Genomic DNA, 16,627 nt, shown 5'->3' on the forward strand with positions numbered 1-16,627 from the left:
GAGGATCCGATGGGGCAAACTGACAGGCGTGACGAGCTGCTCGCCCGCCGGCTCGATCTCGTCGCCAGCGTCTCTGCCCTCACCGCGGAGGCACTGCGGCTCAACCAGAAACGCGCCGGTCTCGAAATGGAGGTACTGCGCCTGGAACTCGAAATCGGCAGAAGCGGTGCCGGCGAGCAACTGGTGCAAGACTTGCATGAGGCTGAAGAGAGCGCCGCGGCAATCATGCAGGCATGCGTGGCCTGCGAGGATCGCATCGTAGCAGTGGAAGGCGATGTCGATGAGGTTGATCGCCGGCTTGCCGCAATGGCGAATGAGGACTGACGGGAGAAACAGCATGAACCAGCAAACGATGCAGAACCTGACCTTGTTCGACCTTCTGGCGCGAAGCTGGCGTCGGCCGTCGGCGATCGCCGATCTGCGTTTCAGCGCAGACGATTCGGCTATCGCCTTCGCTTCATTGGATGGAACCGTCGCTATTGCCGCGGTCGCGGATCAGGAGCCACCGGAATCGCGGATCAGGGTGAGCCATGATCTCGGCCAGACGACGATCCGCCCTAGAGAAAAGCCCCTCGTGCCATTGATTGCCACGCCGAGATTCGCAGATGGCGATGTCCCGCTCGCCACCTATGCGCATTCCGGGTTTCTGGTCGGCGCAGCCAGCGGCGAGGTGCTGCATCTGACCGTCGGCGGTGAAGTCGCGGAACCCCTGGCCAAAATCGACGGGCCGATTGTCGCTATCGACCACAGCACCAGGGCGGGCGCGATAGCCGTTAGCAACGGGCATGATGTCTTCCTCTCGTGCGGCGAAGGCGATGCGATGCGCCTGAAACGCCATGCGACATCGTCGACAGATGCACTTGCCTTCTCGCCAGGCGGGCGGCGACTTGCCTGCAGCCTAGGCGAGGGGCTGTCGATTTGGACGGTCGAGGGCAACGCTGCATTGATACACAATGTCCCCCTTTCCGCGCGCCCGGTGTCGATCCGCTGGAGCAGCGATGGTACATGGCTGGCTTGCGCGCTCGAAACAGGAGGCTTTGCCCTGGTTAGCCTGGCCGATGGCCGAGCCGACATCGTCGCGGGATTTCCATCGCCGGTCCGCACAGTGTGCTGGAGCCACCCGGCGAATGCGCTGTTTGCCTCGGGCGCCTTCCGGATCGCCGGCTGGTCAATGGTCGCCCTGCCTATTGGCGGCGAAGCCTCGGGCGCGCTGGAAACAGGTCGCGCCGGGCTGGTCCTAGTTGAGGCGGTGGCGGCGCACCCGGAGAAAAAACTGATTGCTGCCGGTTACGCAAACGGCCGCATCACCGTCGCCCAGATCGGCGCGCGCGACGAACTCCTTGTCAGGCCTTTGGGCAGCACGGTCACCGCGCTTGCCTGGTCCGGCGACGGGCGGCATCTGGCGATAGCCACCGTCGACGGCACTGCAGCGATCGTCACCTTCCCCGCGCAGATTTTCAAATAGCGGACACAGTCCGCATGAAACAGGAGAATGAAATGCAGACTGAACTCACCGCCGAGGACAAGAGCAAGGACGAATTTTTCGAACGGCTTGCCGATCTGTCAGAAGAAATGGTGGCAAAGCATGGCAAGGATTTCAGCATGGGCGCGCTGGTGCTGGCCGCCCGGTGGATCGCTGAAAATCGTGTCGGCAAGCTGAAGACCAACTAGATCCGACGAGGCTTTCCCGTTCGCAGATTTAGAAGACTGCGGGGGTGTCAAAGTGCCGGACATGGCGTGAAGATGATCAATCGGCCGGTGGCCGCGACGACATTGGTCGTGGCTCTACGTCTCCCTACCCCAACTGCATCATCTAACTCGTTAGCTACCGACCAACGAGATTTTAGCGAATGCTTATATTAGGAATATATTAACGCTACGAGAGAGGAAACGCGACGTCGGCTCTCGTCAGACCGCAACGGAACTAAAGTTCCAGCAGCCCCATGAGCCCTTATGTTCAGCGGCGGCAGAACTTTTGGTGCCACGTGCGGTCGGTCCTATACGCTGGCGGTCATGGTGCTGGTGACACCGACGCCCCGCCCACCGATCAAGTGTTTTGTGAACAGCATCGCACTTTGCTAACATTGCCTCACTGCGCTCGGCGAGGAAATCGCAGCATGTCGGAGAAGGGTCCGGTCGCGTTGCCGGCGTCGGTGGCAACAGGTTTTCTGGGCGGCAACGGCAACAGTGCGTCCGAAGCCCGGCATGAGCGGCGGATCCTGACCGCGCTCTGCTACGATCTTGTCGGATCGACCGATCTTCTTGCCATCCTGGACATCGAAGAATTCGAGGAACTGATATCAGCCTTCCAGCGGGCGGCGAGACAGGCCGTCGCGTCGTGCTCGGGTGCGGTCAGGGTCGAGGTCGGCGATGGCGGCGTTGCCCTGTTTCCTGCCGAAATGGACGCCAAGGACGCGGCATCGCTGGCGATCCGGGCCGGGCTCGAAATCATCGACGCCTGCAGGCGCGTCGGCTCGGACAAAGGCCGCGCCGATTTGCATGTCCGAGTCGGCATCGCGACATCGATGACCCTGATCCACAAGGGTGACGCCGACAGCGCTCATGACAATGTCACCGGCTTTGCCTTCGCGATGGCGACGCGGCTCCAGGCCATCGCGCAGCCGGATACGGTGGTGGTTTCCGACGAGACGCGCAACCTGGCGCGACGGTCGCATGTGTTCAGCTTCAGGGGAACCCATGCGATCAAGGGGTTTGCCGAGCCGGAGCGGGTCTGGCGCGCGCTGAGCCACAAGCGCGAGGTCGACCGCTTCTTCGCCTTCGGGCGGCTGAGCAGTCCGCTCGTCGATCGCGAGGCCGAGCTCGGCACGATCGTCGAAGCATGGGACAGCGCCGTTGCAGGAAGCGGCGGCGTGGTGGTGATCGAGGGCGAGGCCGGGATCGGCAAGTCGCGCATTCTTCACGAAGTGCGCCGGCGCACGCGTAACCAGCGCGCGAAACTGCTGCTCTTCCAGTGCACGCCCGGCGGCTTGCGCTCGACGCTGCATCCGCTGCTCCAGAACGTGCGGAGCGACCTCGGTGACAACGAAGGACAGCTGAGCGCTGCCGCCGTGGCGCAAGTATTCCGCGATCATGACGTCCGCGATCCCGAAATAATCGACATCTTCTCGTTCCTGCTCGGCGCTGCGGGAGCCGATCCGGCGCTCAAGGAGATAGACGCCGAAGCGATGCGCGAGAAAGCCAATTGGGCGGTTCGACACTCGCTCGAAGCCCTGTGCGCCAGCGGACCTATCGTTCTGGTGGTCGAGGACATCCATTGGATTGACCTAACGTCGAAACAATTGTTGGCTGAGCTTGCACATTCGGCCCGTCATTTCCGCGCGCTTGTCATCGCGACCACACGCCCTGGATCCGGGAGCTGGCTGGCAGCATCGAATCCCAGGCATATCCCGCTAAAACCGCTCAACCGCGAGCAAACGCGGCTGGCGATCGCGGGGATGTGGCCGCAAGGCAAGCCGTCCACTTCCCCGGAATTGCTCGACATGGTGGAACGCGTGACCGGAGGCGTCCCGCTGTTCATCGAGGAAATCTGCCAGTGGATGACCGAGAACGCGGCCTCGGCGACGGATCGGCTGGCGCAGACCGCGACGCGCAGTCACGCTTCGGTGTTCGAAAGCGTGCTCGAGGCCAGGCTCGAAAGCCTGGGGCCGGCACGCGAGGTTGCGCGCGCTGCGGCCGTCGCGGGCAATCGTTTCAATCAGGAATTACTTCGTGCGTTGTTGCCGGAGCTCGACGATGATGTCATCGCAAACGCACTGGATTCGCTGAGCGAGGCCGGGTTCCTGTTCCGCGTGCGGCCTTCAGGCGTTCCGGCCTACGGCGTGCGCCATGCGCTTATTCAGGAGACGATCTACAACGCGACGCTGCGCAAGAGACGGCAGGCGTTGCACCGGCAGCTGTTTGCCGCGGTGAGCCGCAACCGAAACCTGGCCGGGTGGCTGGGGACTGCCGAGGTCGCCGAGCACGCCGAGCGCGCAGGCCTTCTGGAGGACGCGATCGGTCAGTTTGTGATCGCAGGCACGGAAAGCTCGTCCCGCTCGGCAATGGCGGAAGCAAGGCAGATACTCGAACATGCTTTGGGGCTCTGCGAGCGGGTTGCCGCGACCGACACGCGAGACGCGCTGCGGCTATCGGCAATGGTCGTGCTCGGTCCCATCCTGACCGCTGTCGAGGGGCCGAACTCGGCACCCGCCCGCAAATTATACGAGGACGGCGTGGTGATCGCTCGGCGTCGGCCAGTAGCCGAACGGGCCAGGTGGTTCCCGATCTACTGGGGCTGGTGGTTCACCGATACCGTCATGGACGGCGAGCGCGCGGAAGTCGTGTTGAGCGACCTGAGGGATGTCGAGGATGCCGAAGTGCAACTCCAGGCCAGGCATTGCGTGTGGGCAATCGACTTCAATCTTGGCCGTCACGACCGCTGCATCGCGGCCGTCGACGTCGGGCTTTCGCTCTATGAGCACGGCCAGGGCAAAGCGAATGCTGCGTTGTTCGGCGGGCATGACGCAAGGGTCTGCGGGCTCGCTCACCGCGCCTTGTCCTTGTGGTTCGTCGGAAAGCCGGCAAGCGCGATCCATTCGATGTCGGAAGCCAGGAGCTGGGCGCAGCAAACCGGACATGCCGGCAGCATCGCGCATGCCTACCTCAACGAGGCGATGCTGCATTGCTATCGCCGCGATTTTTCGGCGCTGCGAAGCGTGATAGCGGATCTGCGCCATTTGACGGAGCGCCATTATATGCCCGCCCTCGCCGCCGCAGCGCAAATCTTCGAAGGCTGGTGCGACGGCAACGCCGGCCAGGTCGAGAGCGGCAGGGAAAAAATGCGGCAAGGTCTTGGCCTCCATGGCGAGTTCCAGACACCTGAGGACGAACCGGTTTATTGCGGCATGCTGGCAGAGCTTTTGACACGAACCGCCGAGGTCGATGAGGCGCTCGCGTTGCTGGGCTCGGCTGCGGCGCAGGCCGAGGCCGGCGGCAGCCGCTTCTGGCTCGCAGAGCTCTACCGGCGAAGGGCGGAGCTACTTCTTGTCCAGGGCAACGCCGAGGCGGACGTGATCGCTGCCCTCGAAAAAAGCATCGCCATAGCCGCGGAACAAAGCGCGGTGCCTTTCCTCGTCAGTGCATACGAGACCCTTCAATTATCAGGCCTGTCACCTGAACTGTCGTCGCGCTATCGCGACCGGGTCGAACGTGCGAAATCCGCTCTCGAGCCGGGCGCCGCGCTGATCGTCAATCCCGAACCGGCCGTTCGGCACTAGCCGGCCTGCAGGAGCATCCGCGATGCTGGAGCGATATCAACGCCTGGGTCCGCCGCCCGACGAGGCACTGGCGCGGCTGATGAAGATGCGCGAAGCCCTGGGCATCACGCGGATCGCCGACATTACCGGGCTCGACCAGCTCGGCATCCCCGTCGTGCAGGTGACAAGACCTTTCTCGCTCTCCAACGCCGTCGCGCAAGGCAAGGGCGCCACCCTGGCGCAAGCCGCCATCTCGGCCATGCTGGAATCAGCCGAGAGCTTCTTTGCAGAGCAGGTGGCGAATTTCCACACAGTCATCGGCTGCGCTGATCAATTGGGCATCCCGCCTGATCGTTTCGAAGGCCATCTACAGGACGGCACCGCGCCCGGATGGCGCGGCCGGGAGACGGCGTGGGTAGCCGCCGACAATCTTCTCACCGGCAGCCGCGACCTGGTTCCGTTCGAGCTCGTGCACACCGCCTATGTGCTGCCGTCACTGCCCCATGACGGCATTTTCGCGGCCTCGACGAGCGGCCTGGCCGCAGGCTTCGAGGAGCCGGACGCCATCGTTCATGGCATCCTTGAATGCATCGAACGCGACGCGATTGCCAGGGCATACCAGACCCACGGTTTTTTCCACCGTCAACGTATCGATCCCGAGACGATCGATGATCCGTCGCTCTGCGATCTCCTGGAGACTTTGGCGGCCAAGAACGTGCTGGTCGGCCTTTGGCAAGCTCTGTCGCCGTTGCGCATACCGGTGGTGTGGTGCCATCTGCTGGAAGACGAACCGACGGAAACGGTCCTTCTGGAATATCCGGCCGATGGGTCGGCTGCCGGTTTCAGTCCCGCTGGCGCGGCGGCGCACGCCATCAACGAAGCGGCCCAGGCCCGTCTGGCGGCGATCTCGGGCGCTCGCGATGACCTGACGCGCGCGTTCTATCCGAAATACCCCGATCGGCAGATGATCGCAGCGCATCGCCGGCTCCTCCGCGACGGCCCGCGCAGCGTGGATTTCCGTGCGCTCGCCGAGCAGAAGTTCAACACGGCGTCGGACGGGCTGTCGGTCCTCCTGGCAATTCTCCAAGAGAGAGGGTTCGATGCGGTTCACCTGATCCGGGTGACAACGAAACCGCTCGACGCCCTATCGGTTGTCAGGATCGTCATCCCTGCCTTGCAGCCGCTCTTGCTCGGATAAAGACCATGCGCCCGAAACTAGTCTTCACCGGCCCTACCCTGTCCCATGCCGACGCGTTGAAGGTCGTCGATGCGGTCTGCCTTCCCCCGGCCGTGCAAGGCTCGATCGTTTCGGCCGTGCAGCGTTTCGACCCGAGTGCGATCCTTGTCATCGACGGCGGGTTTCAGGCCGAGCCCGCGGTTCGGCACATGGAAATCCTGTGGGCCCTCAGCCGCGGCATTCATGTCGTCGGTGCGGCCAGCATGGGTGCCCTTCGAGCAGCCGAGCTGTTCCCCCATATGCAAGGCGTCGGGCTTATCTACCGGTGGTATCGCCGCTTCGCCTTTGCACCCGACGACGCAGTAGCGGTGTTGCATGGACCGGCCGAGGTGCATTTCGCTCCCTTGACGCATGCGCTGATTGACTTGCGCCGGACCCTTCGCGCTGCTTGCCGGCGCGGCGTGATTTCACCCGAACAGCAGGCGAGGCTCGAAGGTGCGGCACAGGCCGTCAACTTTCGCGAGCGCACCCTGGCACGGATGGTCCGGGATGCGCATGGCGGGAAGGACGAAGTCGAGAAATTGTGCAGGGAGCTTGGCGCGGCTTTCGTCCAGCAAAAAAAGCAAGATGCCCTGCGGGCACTCGAACTTTTGCGGGAGCAAGCATTTGAAAAAGCGCAGCCCATGCCGAAATTACAGCTAACCTCGGCCTTCTCCAAGGATATGGATGATGCGGGGCTGGCGCTGTAGGCCCTGACCTCTTGGCGGCCCCACGATTTACGCATCGTAAGCGCCGTGATAGCGTGGGCGTCAGAGGGAGGCCTAGCAATTGGACGCGGTCGATCGTGTCGTTGCGCAAGATGCGGTGCTGGGAACGCGGTTCCTGGTCTACCCGCAGGTCCCTCACCTTTCGGGTTATGGCACACCCGAAACAGTATGGATTTCCAGTACACCCGATCGGATCCGCTCCGGCCCAGAAGATCACCGCGTCTACGTTCGCGATCCGCTCCTCGACAAGGAGCCTTACGACTACCCTTATCTGCCACCATTTGTCGGCGAAATCTTTCCCCCCGTAGAGGCTGGCTTTGATGGCCATTTCGATCAGCTTTCTCTAACCTCGCGGCAGTTCCTTTCTGCGCACGCTTTCGCCTCGGTCAGCCGCGTGCTGGACATCTGGGAAAGCTACGTCGGCAAACCGATTGTCTGGTACTTCGCCGAGACGTACGAGCGCCTCGAAATCATTCCCTTCGTCGACTGGGAGAATGCGCAATCGGGCTATGGCTATCTGGAACTCGGCCGCGAGCGCGGCATCGACGGACGCGACTATCCTTACGCACTCAACTTCGATGTGATCGCACATGAGGTCGGCCACGCCATCTTGTTTTCGCTGTTCGGGACACCAGCCGGCGGCCTGACCCAAGGCGATTTCGGACCGTTCCACGAAGCCAGCTCGGATCTGGTCTCGCTCTTGTCCTTCCTGAATTTCGACAGCGGCATGGACCGGCTGCTGCGGCACTGCGATGGCAACCTGCTTGTTCTCAATGAATTGAACCGGATTGCCGAACTGACTGGCGATCGACAGATCCGCCTCGCCAGCAACGCACGCCGCATGTCGGAGGTGACGGCGGAAATCCATGACAGGTCACGGCCGTTCACGGGGGCCGTGTTCGACACGATCGTCGACGTCTATCACGCGGGACTGGTGCGCGAGGGCTTCGCCGACGAGCGGCTGCTGGGGATCGATATCAAGGATGTCGACCAGTCCGACATGCAGCGCATCTCGGATTTCACGTCCCGCGCCTTTCGCGCTCGGCCCTTCATGTTCAAGAGCATGCTGATCAGAGCAAGGGACGAGGTGGCCCTCGCCCTTGCGCAGGCATGGCCACGCCTCGATGCGGATGACCTGTCGTTCGAAAAGGCCGCGGTGACGGTGGTGGACGCCAGCGATCGGGTCGCGCCGATGCTTGCGGAAAAATTCGATGAGAACTTCAGCTGGCGGGAGATCTTGTGAGCTGAACGACGCAACAAAAAAGGAGCAGAAAAATGAGCGATGATTATCACAGGCCAACCTACACTACGCGCGATCCCCACAGTGCATTCAACGCCACGCAAGTACGCTTGTATGGAATACCTGGCTTGCCGCGACTGAAAACAAGCAATGATATAGCGGAAATAAATACTGCAATCATAAATAATCAATTTGCTCTTGTTGGTGCGAGAATCGGAATTGACTCCCCTGCAAGCGATGACACGATGACATTCCTGAAAAATATATTTGATATCAATGCAACCAATAGTTCATACGTTTTTGTCAATTCGATAATTGCCAACTACATGGTCATGATCGGCGCAATCGACGTCATGCCATCAGAGCCCAAGACCGAATTCACTTCCGGGGTGATATTCGGTTACGCATATGAAGGGCACACGTATGATTTGCCAAAACCCAAGATCATGCTGATTCCAGCAGCACCGGAACCACATATTCCCGACGATGACTCCGGATATGACAAGAAGTACAACGAGGGCTACGCGGTCTGGATCGTGGACAAGCTCAACCAATGCGTGGAATTCGAAATGAATCAGGGATTTGTCGAGCAGATCGTCCTTGAGGCGAACCTTCCAGGCAAGCGAACACCGACGATGTACGCATCCAAGATGACGATGGGACATCGTGGCGGAAAGCTGAACGACTAGAGCATTCTGTGATGTGAAGACTTGTGAGGGATTCCCAAATCAGCGCGAATTTGATCCAACCTGCTGGCTGGAATGGGCTCCAGCATGGATGACGGCAGCCTACTCGCAGGATTTGCGCAATCGAGTGAGCGACGCGGTCAGGACATCTTCGGTCTCGACGACCCGCCGACTGTCGCGGCGTGTCATCTCAAGTGCGGCCCATCAGCGAACCATTTGATTCGTGCGATGTTGAAGAATGATCCGCGCAGAGACGGCATTTGAATGCCTGCGCTCAGCCGCCATCCAAGGACCTTCGATCTCGTTGTCTTGTCACGTCTGTCTCTGCTCGGCGTCGAAACCTTCTTGGCGATTGGCGGTTAATGCTGACAGGCGCGACGAACTCACCAAACGGAGTGGACCATTGGATGGGTCGCCTCAAGGCTTCAGATGATCAGGGTGTCGACCTTCAATGTGAACGGCGTCAACGGCCGATTGCCGGTTCTACTCAAATGGCTGGGCGAAACGCACCATGACATCGTTTGTCTTCAGGAATTAAAAACATCGCACGAAAAGTTTCCCGCCGATGCCCTCAGGAACGCCGGCTATGGAGCGATATGGCACGGGCAGAAGTCCTACAACGGCGTAGCCATTCTCGCCCGAGGCAAGCAGCCCCATGAACGTCGGCGCGGGTTGCCGGGTGACCCTGATGACACGCATAGCCGCTATATCGAGGCGGAGATCGACGGTCTGGTCGTCGGCTGTCTCTACTTGCCCAACGGCAACCCAGCCCCTGGTCCGAAGTTCGACTACAAGCTCCGCTGGTTCGAGCGGTTGATCGACTACGGACGGCGCCTGATCAGGGACTCGCCTGCCACCGTGCTCTGCGGCGACTATAATGTTGTGCCCACGCCGATCGACGCCGCGATCCCGGCGCGATGGCTGGGTGATGCCGTCTACTTTCCGGAGAGTCGGCAAGCTTACGCCGACATGCTTGCCGACGGCTGGATCGACGCAGTCAGGCTGATCCATCCTGAAAAGGGCGTCTATACTTACTGGAATTTCTCCTACCGGGGCGGCTACGACCGCAGCTCCGGCCTTCGGATGGACCATCTTCTCGTGAGCCCCTCGCTCATGAACAGGCTGGGCGGCGCCGGCGTGGATGTTGCCGTGCGGGGTTGGGACAAGTCAAGTGATCACGCGCCAGCCTGGATCGAGTTGGATTGGCCCCGTTGAAATCGAGAAATCCGAGCTTCAGGCCGACCGCATGACGCCAGGTTCGTCCGAAAAGCTCCGGACCGCCGAAGGGGGACGCAGATGCTTATCGCCGTTCGAGCGATGATCGGTCAGACCCGTCACTCATTTGGATTCCGAAAGCGCAAGCTTGCGACGAAAGCGACCGCATAAGGCCGCACTCATGACAGCGCCCTCCACGATGCCGCCGATATTGCTCGAGACCGCGCGACGGCTCCGTCACGTCGGGCAACTCGCGGGCAGCACGATTTGGCGGGCCATTCGCCCGAGCGGCGCCGGTGCGGTTGTGCGGTCCGAGCAAGGACCGCCGTAATGCGCCTGATCGACCAACAGACGGCCACCTGTATGGCGCGGGAAGCGGGCGACCATCTCACCGCGCTTGTAAAGTGGTGCCGCGCACGTCAACCGTCTGGCCCGTAAAGGCGTGGGCACGCTGTATTGCCGCCCCTCGAATGCAACCAGGCAGTCGCGGCCAACACGCCGATGAACCTGCACGTCGAAGGGCTGCGGCAGGCTCAGGGGCAGCGGCGTAAGTGCCGCCTGCTCGACGTGCCAGGCCGTATGGATGGAGTCGACGGTCACGGGGCAAAGCAGGCGTTTCGACTGCTCCAGGATCCGCCGCTCCGTGGCGTGTTGCAGGTCGGCGAGCCTTCGCAAAGCCAAGCAATCGCGACGTCTTGATCGTTTTCGATCAGGTGGCGGTCCGGCTGCAATCGTCGCGGTCAATAGTCCATGCGGGCAACAGAGCGGATCCGGCTGCGGCTCTTCGGCATATGATCGTCGAAGCTTTCCAGCGGCTGTTGCTTCTGAAACGCTGCTCCAAGAGCGGCGATCGCCTCCGCTCGTTCTCGCAAGATCTGCCGTTCGCTTACCGAGAGATCCTTGTAGGATGACGGTTCGTAGCCGGTTGCGATCTCTGCGTATCCAAGCGAGCCCGGTTCGGGTGCTTCAGCGTAGGCATCGGCGAATTGGCGCAGCATCTCGTCAAGCGCGCGGACTTCGATCAGATAGCGACGCCACTTGTGCTCGTTGAGTTCGAAATCCCGATTGATCAGGTCGCCAGCACGTTCGCCGAAGCCGGTAAGCTGGTCGATTCGAGCGGGGGGCATATCCAGGTTGAGGCCGCCCTCCTCCGCCTTGAGGTTCACCGTCACGATCCGTTCGCGATAGCCGGCGAGGATCGACTGGAGGGAATCCTGCCAGTCCTTGGCGCTGTCAAAGAGGGCGAGCACGAAGGCGATCAGTCCGGAAAAGCCTCGCGTTGGCAGGAGTTGCCCCTGTCCTGCCCTTGTCGGAAGGAATACCCGGGTTTCTCCGGTGTTTTCCGGCTTCTCTCGCCGGCGGTCATATTCGCCGAGAGAGATGCCAAAGGTCGGACGCGACGGCAGGAAGCGGTCGAAGAAATGTACCGGAAAATTCGACGAAAGCCCACCGTCGGAGAACATGCAGCGCACCAACCTGTCCTGTTCGGGGACGCCGACCAGCGTATAGTCCATCCTGTAGAGCGGCACCGCCGAGATCAGCGCCGGGAAGCTGAGGCTCATGCGTGCGAGGACCACGAGCGGAAGATTATCGATCTTGAACGGATAGAGGTCGCTTGATCCCTCCTTTGGCGTCGTCAGCATCGCGTCGACGACGCGAGCTGGAAAAAGCGAACGGAACTCCCGCTCGGAAAAGTGATGAAGGTTATTCTCCATCGGCAGCACGTAGGGGCGAAGAGAGGTGATGTCAGTGGTCACCGTTTGCACCTTGATCTCGCGGGATTGAAGATCCTTGACCCCAAGCGGTGCGCCGGTGACCGAACGCCCGGCGACCAGATCGATCGTGTCGGCGAGCCACTCGGTCAGGGCGGGATGCCCGCCCGGCATGTAGGGTTGGGTCATTCCGTTGCAGAGGCCGAAATCGGCCTCCGGGAGCCTGCGGGCGACATCGTGGGCGGCGACAAAAGCCGCCGTGGCGGCCGGCAGAAGAACGAGCAGGAACAGGAACAGCAAGAAAACGAGCAGCGCCGCTGGCAAGGAATGCCAGGTGAACGGGATCATGATGGCGACAATGATCGCAGGGATGGCACCCAAAAGCGCTGGCACCGGGTAGCCCTTAAAAAGCGCGAAGACCGTGCCCGCGATGCTTTTCGACATCGCCGCCAGCATCAGATTGAAGACTGGACGAAGCTCCGGGCCAGGTTGGAATTTCTCCAGCAGCGTCGCTGACAGCTGCTTTGGGAGCGCCTCGATCTTTTCAAATCCGCCTTCGGCGCGCCCGTATTCGGCCGCGGCAGTGACGACCGCGGCAATCGCGCCGGCTGACGTGCCGCCGATATTGCGGAAGCGGTACCTGCGCGAAAGTTTCACGACTGCCTTCGGGTAGACCACCCCGCTGGTGATCCCGCCCTTCATGACTAGGTCGCAACTCTGTTCAGGCGCGCTCATGCCATCTTCCTCAGTTGATTTTAAGCGTCTTCGACCAAGCCTTCGCGAGGCTCGAATAGGGTTGGTCCGGCTCCGCATCGCGCGGATTTCGTCGAGGATCTGGTTGACCAGCAGGTCGAGCCGCGCGCCCATCGTCTTGTTCTTCGGATCGCAGCTGGGAAGCAGCGTCTCCGAGATCTTGCCGATCTCGTCGATCAGCCGGCTGAGGAAATCAAGTTTGCGCAGGACCCGCGTTCGCTCCTGGACCAATCCGAGCCGGTTCAGGCCATAGACATGGCTCGATGTCAGGCCACGCCTGCAAGGGACGCCGCGGTCGATGTGAAACACCAAGTGCTCTTCCGGATCGTCCAAGTGGGTGGGCTGCTGGTCAGCGCGAGACTTCCACCAACCATGAGCATGAGGCTTGGCAGCATTTATCCGCTCGGCACAATATTCCCATTCGCGCTTCGCCGTCGGTGACAGAAACCCATAGCCGCCCGCCGTCATGCCACCGTTCTGCCGCCTCCACTCCGTAAAGAGGCGGCGCCCGTCGATTTTAGGTTGCGCCTGGTTGCTCGATGTCACGTCCCGTCTTTGGTTCATTTCTCGATTCAATGGGGTGAGGAATTCCTCGCGGTCGACCGCACCCATCCGTTGCGCTTTCAGCCTAGCTGCAAAAAGCTCCATTCTAGTCAGCGCTGCAGTTTCCATTCATTTCGACTCTAGGGCCTGTAGGAACGAATGCTGGTCTATGGTCAGGCGGCTTTAGGCTGGACGGTAAAGCTGCCCACCTTCTCGAGGCCGTACCCCCAGAAGCCTACAACCTCCACTTCGACGTCATGGCCGAAAATATTGGCGGCGGTCTGTGCGGTCTCGGCGGCTTCCTCTTGGGTGTCGAACCGGTGTTCGAGCCGGCAATTTCCGCACTTCGGTCGCAAGTTGGTTCGGGTCGATGGTAAGCGAATCTCGGCGACCAATTCATGCGTTTAGAACTGCGGGCTTTGCACCAAACATCCGGGGTTTGCGGAGGAGAATGGCGCCTCATCTATGCCCCGAGCTATGCGAGAACCGACCAAATCATGAGAGTGTAGAGCTTATCCGGGGCGTACCGCAAATCGTTCATAGCATCCCCTTTAAGAATTATCCCGACTAGGATTTCGTGGGGGCCGAGATGCCGGAACTCATCGAGATTATCGGCCCCACCCAATTCCCACAGGAACTTCGGGCCGCCAATCGTACTTCGCGTACCCAAAGGGATATGATCCATGAGATCTGATTCCCTTACGGTAGTCCCGCCAGTCCAGAATAAGGCGGGCTACCTTGACTTCATGGGTTCAATGACTGAGTACCCGCGCCTTGCCTACAGCATGAAAGCCGTTCGCAAGGCAGGCGACCAACTGGCAAAACCTATTCAGTTCGGACGAGACATCACTGTCGGGCAGTACGTGGACGCACTCGAAATCTTCACAATCGCCAATAGCTGGCGCGACTCGCACTTTCTGCCGATGCGGAGCGTTCGGTTCTCGGTCGGTCACCACATGAGAGCCCTGCGACTGAAGGGCGACATGGCATCCCGTCCGAAGCGTATGGCATCCATTCGTCGGAAGCTTCGAGAGTCCACCACCAATTTGGACACCATGAACGACATCGGCGGTTGCCGAGCGATCATGTCCGACATCAAAGGTGTTCGCTCGCTTCTCGCATCGATGCGAGACAAATTCCCCCATGAGATCCATTCTCGGGAATTTAACTATATCGATGAGCCGAAGCCGGACGGGTATCGAAGCCACCATATTGTTTTCAAGTACCGACCCAGAGATGCCGAAACTGAGGCTTTCGAGGGACGACGCATCGAATTGCAAGTTCGGACCAGACTTCAGCACTCATGGGCAACTGCAGTTGAGGCTGTCGGGCTATTCCGGGGCCAGGATTTGAAGCACGGAAAGGGCGACCAGGATTGGCTACGCCTTTTCCAGCTTATGTCGGCGGAATTCGCGCACGTTGAGCAGTGTCCCGTTCATATCGGTGTTCCGGATCACAATGACCGGGTGCGAGAATTGCGGGATATCAACAAGCGTATAGGTGCGACCAGCATACTAGAAGACACCAAGAGTCTTACACTCTACTCAGGGAACTTCATACATCCAACGGAGAAATTTCGATACTATTTGCTCCAATATGGCAAAGATCATAACGTGATCATCGAACCGTTCCGGACGCTTATGTTAGGCGCGCGGAAATTAAAAGAGATAGAGCAAAAAATAGAGTTAAGGGGCATTGATGCAAAGGCTGTCTTGGTCGAGGTAGATAAGGTAGAAAAGCTTGTTGAAATGTATCCGAATTACTTCGGAGACGTTTCCTTGTTTGTTCGTAATCTGAAATCCATCTGCACGGGAAAGGCGGCTATGGAAGGTGGTAGCTCCGAAGCCCTGCGAAAAGCCCGATTATGGTTGGCTTAAGCGTCGCTTCCGTTTGAAGTAGCCGGACCATTGGCCTTCCTCGGCAGAATTCGCTCTATAGCCCAGTCGAAATCCTTGCCGCTTTCATCAGCTCTAGCTCCCGAGCGGCTTCCTTGGCTCGGATTGCTGTTTCTGACTGAGCTTCCCTGTCTTTTTTCCGGGCGCTTTCGGGCGATATTTGGACGGTCGCCAGTCGCCACAGATTGCCTCACCTTGCATTAGTCGTTTGACAGGTCAGGCGCTGACGACGACACCATCAAGGATGCGACCGGCACGCGCTTCGTCGTTCACCGCAGGGGCGACGCGCGAATTATAGCGGGAGTCAAATTCGGCGAGGTAGCGGTGCAGATGCTTTTCGGCAGGTGCCGCGCATGCCGCTTGAAGATGCTTAAATAGCTTTCGATGGTGTTCGAGTGCACCTCGCCGCGGACGTATTCCTGAGCCGAATGTTGACCGACTGGTGATCCGCAAGTGATCGCCCGGCCACCTTAGAGCTTTCTTTCGTCGGTAAGCTGCGCGCGCTCAATGGGCTCGGGATATTGAAAACTCCTTAAGTGGCCACGGCTTCACCTTCGCTGGTACCCCTGGCTTCAATGCGCCACTTCAGTGACGGTTGAAAGAAGTCCCCGCGCCTTCGATCGGCGACGCACGTTGGACGGTTGAAGCTCTTGAGCGCTTGCGGTGGCACACGCCGTCACCTTCACGTATTTCTGGGCCGGTGGCGGCCGGGCCATCAGCGCGCGTGGTCTACGTCGTCATGCACTCGGCCAAGGACAGACTGGCTGGCTGTGGCAACCGACGTTTAGCAGGCAATTTCGACGCTTCAGCCATCTGCCAGTGCACCTACTCGAAGAGCGATGACAAGAAGTGGAATACGTCATCTTGACCAATGTTGACGGGCAGCAGGCGCGAGTTCACCTTCTATCACGTTGGTCATTTCGCCGCGACTCAATATTGGAAATCGCCCGTGCTGACCATCGAGTGGGCTAATTGCCGTCCGGTCCTTTTGAACTCGGCCACCGTTTCCTTCAGTCGGGTCTGAGAGCGTGGGTGGAGGTCGATCGAGGTGCCCGGCTGCCAGCGCCGCGAGGTCAAGCCGAAGTAGACGGCGACGTCGCGCGAGCGGCGGAAGGGCGAAGGATCGTCGATCGCCGTCATGAAGGAGAGCGCTGTCACCGGCCCGACAGGGGATCGCCATGAAGCGGCGGCACCGCTCGCTGTGCGCCACCATTTCGACGAGGAGACCGTACTTCTCTCCACAACGCCGTGCGCAGCCAACATGGCGTCGATCAGTTCGGCCGACAGCGGATCGTCCGCCACCGCCGCGTGCACCGCCCGCTCGAAAGCCGCGCGCCCGACCTTGCTCAACCGGACGCTGAACGCCTTAAGCAAGTGCCGGATA

At 60.4% G+C, this 16,627-nt stretch carries 12 protein-coding genes and 2 pseudogenes; 10 read left to right on the top strand and 4 right to left on the bottom strand.

Going from position 1 to position 16,627, the window contains the following annotated elements; genetic code table 11:
* The first annotated feature begins 9 nt into the window (after nt 1-9).
* The 9 genes from JT360_RS26860 (at nt 10) to xth (ending at nt 10,340) form a co-directional block, all read left to right on the top strand.
* Complete coding sequence (locus tag JT360_RS26860) at nt 10-324, top strand: hypothetical protein (protein ID WP_214475435.1); 315 nt, start codon at nt 10-12, stop codon at nt 322-324.
* 13 nt (nt 325-337) lie between these two features.
* Complete coding sequence (locus JT360_RS26865; protein ID WP_214475438.1) at nt 338-1,465, top strand: WD40 repeat domain-containing protein; 1,128 nt, start codon at nt 338-340, stop codon at nt 1,463-1,465.
* Between the two features lie 32 nt (nt 1,466-1,497).
* Nucleotides 1,498-1,671 carry a hypothetical protein gene (locus JT360_RS26870; protein WP_172351756.1) on the top strand — a complete coding sequence of 58 codons (174 nt, stop codon included), beginning with the start codon at nt 1,498-1,500 and terminating at the stop codon, nt 1,669-1,671.
* A gap of 446 nt (nt 1,672-2,117) precedes the next feature.
* Nucleotides 2,118-5,276, top strand: a complete 3,159-nt coding sequence (locus JT360_RS26875) for an ATP-binding protein (RefSeq protein ID WP_214475440.1) — start codon at nt 2,118-2,120, stop codon at nt 5,274-5,276.
* A 22-nt stretch (nt 5,277-5,298) separates the two neighbouring features.
* The gene (locus tag JT360_RS26880) at nt 5,299-6,453 is read left to right on the top strand and encodes a YcaO-like family protein (RefSeq protein WP_214475442.1); all 1,155 of its coding nucleotides are present in this window, start codon (nt 5,299-5,301) and stop codon (nt 6,451-6,453) included.
* Nucleotides 6,454-6,458: 5 nt separating this feature from the next.
* Nucleotides 6,459-7,181 (top strand): TfuA-like protein, encoded by a 723-nt coding sequence (locus JT360_RS26885; protein WP_214475444.1) that lies wholly within the window; start codon nt 6,459-6,461, stop codon nt 7,179-7,181.
* 79 nt (nt 7,182-7,260) lie between these two features.
* A complete protein-coding gene (locus JT360_RS26890; protein ID WP_214475446.1) occupies nt 7,261-8,442 on the top strand; it encodes a gluzincin family metallopeptidase in 1,182 nt (393 codons plus the stop codon).
* 32 nt (nt 8,443-8,474) lie between these two features.
* Nucleotides 8,475-9,128 carry a hypothetical protein gene (locus JT360_RS26895; RefSeq protein ID WP_214475448.1) on the top strand — a complete coding sequence of 218 codons (654 nt, stop codon included), beginning with the start codon at nt 8,475-8,477 and terminating at the stop codon, nt 9,126-9,128.
* 426 nt (nt 9,129-9,554) lie between these two features.
* Nucleotides 9,555-10,340, top strand: a complete 786-nt coding sequence (xth, locus tag JT360_RS26900; protein WP_214475450.1) for an exodeoxyribonuclease III — start codon at nt 9,555-9,557, stop codon at nt 10,338-10,340.
* Nucleotides 10,341-10,577: 237 nt separating this feature from the next.
* Here xth and JT360_RS26905 read toward each other — a convergent pair whose 3' ends face one another.
* Together JT360_RS26905 and JT360_RS26910 are read right to left on the bottom strand one after the other, a co-directional pair.
* Entirely contained in the window at nt 10,578-11,084 is a 507-nt protein-coding gene (locus JT360_RS26905) for a Mu transposase domain-containing protein (protein WP_214475452.1), read from the bottom strand.
* Nucleotides 11,081-13,477 (bottom strand): patatin-like phospholipase domain-containing protein, encoded by a 2,397-nt coding sequence (locus JT360_RS26910; protein WP_214475455.1) that lies wholly within the window; start codon nt 13,475-13,477, stop codon nt 11,081-11,083. The genes JT360_RS26905 and JT360_RS26910 overlap by 4 nt, the downstream gene beginning before the upstream one ends.
* Before the next feature lie 554 nt (nt 13,478-14,031).
* Here JT360_RS26910 and JT360_RS26915 point away from each other — a divergent pair.
* On the top strand, nt 14,032-15,225 hold the full coding sequence (locus JT360_RS26915) for a RelA/SpoT-related domain-containing protein (RefSeq protein WP_250889101.1): 1,194 nt from the start codon (nt 14,032-14,034) through the stop codon (nt 15,223-15,225).
* A 234-nt stretch (nt 15,226-15,459) separates the two neighbouring features.
* On the opposite strand, the pseudogene JT360_RS33765 reads toward JT360_RS26915, so the two are convergent.
* Nucleotides 15,460-15,674, bottom strand: a pseudogene (locus JT360_RS33765) (transposase); the annotation flags it as partial.
* 595 nt (nt 15,675-16,269) lie between these two features.
* A pseudogene (locus JT360_RS26920) lies at nt 16,270-16,627 on the bottom strand (transposase); the annotation flags it as partial.

This window comes from Mesorhizobium sp. dw_380, assembly GCF_018588885.1.
Lineage (GTDB): Bacteria > Pseudomonadota > Alphaproteobacteria > Rhizobiales > Rhizobiaceae > Mesorhizobium.